The sequence below is a fragment of the Granulicatella sp. HMSC31F03 genome (assembly GCF_001807725.1).
In the GTDB taxonomy this organism is placed as follows: domain Bacteria; phylum Bacillota; class Bacilli; order Lactobacillales; family Aerococcaceae; genus Granulicatella; species Granulicatella adiacens.
In genome coordinates, this window is record NZ_KV790857.1 from 1 (window position 1) to 4,741 (window position 4,741).

The 4,741-nt window shown below is 41.0% G+C and carries 3 protein-coding genes and 1 pseudogene (1 of these 4 cut by a window edge); all 4 read left to right on the forward strand.

Annotation, left to right across the window (positions count from 1 at the left end):
- Positions 1 to 379, forward strand: a 379-nt coding sequence (locus HMPREF3106_RS05970) for an IS3 family transposase (protein WP_148129415.1), incomplete at its 5' end; no start/stop codon positions are given.
- A 167-nt stretch (positions 380 to 546) separates the two neighbouring features.
- The gene (locus HMPREF3106_RS05975; RefSeq protein WP_070437409.1) at positions 547 to 1,869 is read left to right on the forward strand and encodes an alpha-L-fucosidase; all 1,323 of its coding nucleotides are present in this window, start codon (positions 547 to 549) and stop codon (positions 1,867 to 1,869) included.
- A gap of 31 nt (positions 1,870 to 1,900) precedes the next feature.
- Positions 1,901 to 4,591 carry a DEAD/DEAH box helicase family protein gene (locus HMPREF3106_RS05980; protein ID WP_070445020.1) on the forward strand — a complete coding sequence of 897 codons (2,691 nt, stop codon included), beginning with the start codon at positions 1,901 to 1,903 and terminating at the stop codon, positions 4,589 to 4,591.
- Between the two features lie 120 nt (positions 4,592 to 4,711).
- A pseudogene (locus HMPREF3106_RS09550) lies at positions 4,712 to 4,741 on the forward strand (it continues 52 nt past the right edge of the window).

The window sequence follows — 4,741 nt, forward strand, 5'->3', positions numbered from 1 at the left end:
TCTATCGTCTTCGCCAAATTTAAAACAAGTAAAGAATATGTTAGAACAAGCTTTTAGAGAAGAAGAATATGAGAATACTATTCTCCACAGTGACCAGGGATGGCAATACCAACATTATTCTTATCATAAATTTTTAGAAGATAAGGGCATTCAGGTATCTATGTCCCGCAAGGGGAATAGTACGGACAACGGCATGATGGAGTCGTTCTTTGGAATTCTTAAATCAGAGATGTTTTATGGTTACGAGAAGAAATTTAAATCTATAAAAGAACTTGAGGAGGCAATCGTAGATTATATTGATTATTACAACAACAAACGAATCAAAGTAAAATTAAAAGGACTTAGTCCTGTACAATACAGAACTAAATCCTTTGCTTAAATTAATTGTCTAACTTTTTGGGGTCAGTACAGAATGAGTCCTTTTTATTTTTAAATAACGAGAAGAAATTTGATGTGTTTCACCAAAATTGGGGATGTTTTTAAAAGAGGAAGAGTGCTAGAATGAAGGCATAGTATTGGGGCAATAGAATAAAGGAGCGGATGAAGATGGAAAATTCACTAGAGGTTATTTTAGAGAGAACAAGTTGGTTTAGACAGGCTCGATTTGGAATGTTTATTCATTTTGGACTGTATGCCATTCCAGGAAGAGGAGAATGGATCCGTAGCAATGAAAAAATGACGATTGAGGACTATCAACCCTATTTTGAAGCCTTTAATCCTACAGAATTCAATGCAAGGGAGTGGGCAAAAGCTGCAAAAGAGGCAGGGATGAAATATGTTGTGTTAACCGCAAAACATCATGATGGTTTTTGCTTATTCGATTCAGCGTACACGGACTATAAGATTACCAATACCGCTTTTGGACGAGATTTAGTAAAGGAATATGTAGAAGCCCTGAGAGCAGAAGGGCTACGTGTAGGATTATACTTTAGTTTACTAGACTGGTATCATCCAGATTATCCTAAATATGAAGATCGCCACCATCCCATGAGAGGAAATAAGCAGTATCAAAATGAGCAAATCGACTTTGATCGGTATTTAGAATTGATGCATCACCAAGTCGAGGAACTAGTTACCAAATATGGAAAAATTGATATTCTTTGGTTTGATTTTTCGTATGGGGAAATGTTTGGAGAAAAATGGAAGGCAAGTGAATTAATAGAGCTGGTTCGCAAACATCAACCGGATGTAGTGATTGATAATCGATTAGAGACTTCCGGGGAAGGATTTGGCAGCATTGCTACAGAGGAGATTCATTCTTATTCTGGAGACTTTGTTAGTCCTGAACAAATTTTACCCCATGAAGGGATTCGGAATGATAAGGGAGAGTTATTACCTTGGGAATTGTGTCTTACGATGAATAATCACTGGGCGTATCATCCGTCTGACAAACTCTTTAAAAGCTCTAAAGTTCTTATTCGCAAATTGGTGGAATGTGTCAGCAAGGGTGGAAATATGATTTTAAATGTAGGACCAGACGCTAAAGGAAGATTCCCAAGAGAAAGCATAGAAATTTTGCAGGAAATTGGACAATGGATGAAGAGTAATGGAGAATCTATCTACGAAGGAGAATTAGTGAATCTGCCAAAACCGGAATGGGGTTATTATACAAAGAAAGGGAAAATGTTGTATGCCCATGTGTTTGAACAACCTATTGGTCCGATTGCGTTAACAGGAATCGATAAAGAGCAGATTGAACGGTTGAGTTTTGTCCATGATGGTAGCGAAGTAAGGATTTCTAACAGTTGGACTACTTTAGCTTTTCAAGACATTTGCTTTGCACAATATGGAGAAATTGGGGCTTACACCTATCCGTTACCTGATGAAGTGGACAGTGTCATCAAAATCGAATTAAAAGAAGAAATCTGATGGTATAATGAATGAGTAAAGGAGGGGTTAGGTGTTAGAACACTTATCTTTTAAAGGCGAGTGGAGAGAGTATCAAAAGCGCATTTTAGAAAAAAGCGAGACGATTATGGCGGATGGTCATATTCACTTAGTGGCGGCCCCAGGTTCTGGGAAAACGACGCTAGGAATTGAATTTATCCGTCGAAACAGTAATCCTGCGTTCATTTTAGTGCCGACCGTGACGATTCGTCAGCAATGGGTTGACCGTATTCGTGAAGCGTTTCTAGATGATGAGAGTCTAGCCGATGAAATGATTTCGCAAAATCTCAAACAGCCAAAGACGATTACCGTTGCGACGTATCAAGCGTTGCACAGTGCCATTAATCGTTTGGAAGGCGACGCGGAAGTTGAGGATACAGACGATGTCGTCGAAAACGAGCATTTTGATTTTAAAGGAGTCGATATCGTTGGGCTCTTTGAGGAAGCAAATCTTGGAACATTGTGCCTCGATGAGTGTCATCACTTGCGAAATGAATGGTGGAAGAGTCTGGAAATCTTCCGTAAATCCTTTGCGGATATAAATGTGATTTCGCTGACGGCAACACCTCCATATGAAGGAGAGCCTGCACTTTGGAATCGTTATGTGGCCATGTGTGGAGAAATCGATGAAGAAATTACCGTCCCAGAACTCGTCAAAGAGGGCAGTTTGTGTCCGCACCAGGACTATGTGTATTTCTCTTTCCCAACGAAGGAAGAAGAGAATCAACTCGATCAGTTTTCTACGCAGAAGAGAGCCTTTTTGAAAAATCTATCCTCTGATTCGATGTTTTGCGAGGCGGTGAGAACTAGCCGTGCGCTCGATGGAACCATTTCGGAAGATGAACTCTTAAACGAACCGAAGTATCTCTCGGCTACACTGATTTTTCTACGTCATAAAGGAATCGAGTTCCCGAAACAGTTTCAACAATTACTAGGGGCAAGCCGCCTTCCGATGTTTGACTTGGCGTGGTTTGAAATCCTCTTACAAGGAATGTTGTTTGATGTACCACATTGGTATGATTTATCCGAAGAAGACCTGAAAGAGTTAAAGAGTGAATTGAAATCTCTGGGGTTAATCGACCGCAAACAAGTACAGTTATGTCGCAATAAAAAAATAGACCAGCTATTGAACCAATCTCTTGGAAAATTAAATGCCGTCAGAGATATTTTTAAGGCAGAATACGAAACATTAGGCAGCGACTTGAGACAATTGATTCTAACCGACTTCATTCGAAAGGACTTTGAGGCGCACTTAGGAAACCCAGAAGTTCAATATAGCCAACTGGGCGTATTGCCCTACTTCGAAGTCCTTCGTAGAGAGTTTGAGGAACAACAATTAGACGTTCCTATGGCCGTTTTAACAGGAAGTCTCGTGATTATTCCAACAGGTGTAAAATCGCGTCTAGAGGCTGTTTTTGGAGCCGATAAGATTACCTTCCAACCAGTCGGACAACTAGACGAGAAGGACTATGTGAAGGTCCGTTTAGTAGGTTCGCAACATGATTTAGTCAGCGCCGTGACGCAGCTCTTCCAAGAAGGGCATATTCATGTCGTAATTGGGACAAAATCGCTCCTAGGGGAAGGATGGGATGCGCCGTGCGTGAACTCATTGATTCTCGCTAGCTTTGTCGGAAGTTTCATGCTCAGCAATCAGATGCGAGGGCGTGCGATTCGTATTTGGCCGGAAAATCCGGATAAAACAAGCAGCGTTTGGCATCTTGTGTCCATTAATCTGGCGGAGAAAAAACTCTTCAAGAAGGAAGAAGACGAAGAGGTTGCTGTCGGAATCGATAGTCCGGATATGGAATTGTTGCAGCGCCGCATGAAGCAATTTTTAGGACTACACTATAATGAGAACACGATTGAATCGGGCGTGGATCGATTAGACCTTGGAAATATCGAGTTTACGAAGAAGAATTTAACAAAACTCAACCAAGAAACCATCAGCCGCTCGCGAAACCGCGAAGAGTTGAGAGAGCGCTGGAATGAATCTCTTCCGCTTCTAGAAGATATGGAAGTCGCTAGTGAAGTGCAAGTGGACAAGGCGTTCTTGCCGACCGTTCTTCTAACAGATGCACGAAAAATTCTCACCTACGCGCAAGCAATTGTACTGACGGAATTGATTGTCTATTTATTTCTCGATTTTGTAAAAGGACCGTCCCAACTCTTTTATCCAGTGGGGATTTTATCGCTCATCGTGTTAAATATCGTCTGGTTGAGATATTTCCTTTACAAGAGTCCGTATAAACGCCTCGAACTCTTTGCGGAATCCATCCGAAAAGCCTTGCTTGCATCAGGACACTTGCAGACACAAAACTGCAAGGCTAGAGTCGTTCGTGAGGATAAAGATTCTTTTCAAACAGCCACTTATCTAAAAGGGGGAACCTTGCGTGAGAAGGAACTCTTCGCACAGGCGTTATCGGAATTCTTTGCTCCAATTGAGAACCAGCGCTATATTCTAAGAGCTACGACTAGGGTCAATGATCAAACAAAATATTTTGCCGTTCCAAGTATGTTTGATAAACGCAAAGAAGACGTCGTCGCTTTTGTAGCCAACATTGAAAAATACATTGGCAAGTACGAAATCATATACACTCGTAATGTAGAAGGCCGTCATATTCTCTTGGATGCACGTCTGAACGCATTAGGAAATAAACAAGAGCGAACTTTCTCTAAGAAGAAAGTCACGTCTAAATTAAAATAAACTTATAAAGAATCTAGCCAGGAAATCGACTAGATTCTTTATGTTTTTGCGGTAAAATCCTTGCATTCTCCTTCAAACTGTTGTAAGATATCTGAGTACGAAATTTTAATATTTGCTGGAGGGGTAGCGAAGTGGCTAAACGCGGCGGAC